The following is a 619-nucleotide window of genomic DNA, read 5'->3' on the forward strand; positions in this document are numbered from 1 at the left end:
CTTCGGGGGGGCGCTTACCACTTTGTGATTCATGACTGGGGTGAAGTCGTAACAAGGTAACCGTAGGGGAACCTGCGGTTGGATCACCTCCTTACCAAAGAGCCTTTAGGGCAGTGCAGTGTCCACACAGATTGTCTGATGAAAATAACGAGCAGAAATACCTTAATAGGCTTGTAGCTCAGGTGGTTAGAGCGCACCCCTGATAAGGGTGAGGTCGGTGGTTCAAGTCCACTCAGGCCTACCAAATTCTTTCCCATGCTGCGTTGTGAAATGCCTCGCATACTGGAGTATGCTTCGCCATTGCACGCCTTGCCTGGAAAAGAATTAACTCTCTCACGAGTGGTATCTCAAGGTATCTGTAAGTCATGGGGCTATAGCTCAGCTGGGAGAGCGCCTGCTTTGCACGCAGGAGGTCTGCGGTTCGATCCCGCATAGCTCCACCATTAAAAAAGACTTCAGAGCGTATTGGCGACAGTATGCTGCGAAGTATTTTGCTCTTTAACAATCTGGAACAAGCTGAAATTTGAAACGATACAGCTGAACATTATCCGCAAGGGTAGTGATTTTGTTGTGTCAGAGTCTCTCAAAAATCACAGCGCGATGATGTCGAAAGACACCT

2 tRNA genes and 1 rRNA gene are annotated in these 619 nt (G+C 48.6%); all 3 read left to right on the forward strand.

Annotation, left to right across the window (positions count from 1 at the left end):
* Positions 1 to 94, forward strand: a 16S ribosomal RNA gene (locus ABRZ26_RS25050); the annotation flags it as partial.
* Positions 95 to 167: 73 nt separating this feature from the next.
* Positions 168 to 244: transfer RNA gene (locus tag ABRZ26_RS25055), tRNA-Ile, on the forward strand.
* Positions 245 to 367: 123 nt separating this feature from the next.
* Positions 368 to 443, forward strand: a tRNA-Ala gene (locus tag ABRZ26_RS25060).
* The last annotated feature ends 176 nt before the right edge of the window (positions 444 to 619 follow it).

The sequence above is a fragment of the Brenneria sp. L4-2C genome (genome assembly GCF_040240335.1).
GTDB lineage: Bacteria > Pseudomonadota > Gammaproteobacteria > Enterobacterales > Enterobacteriaceae > Brenneria.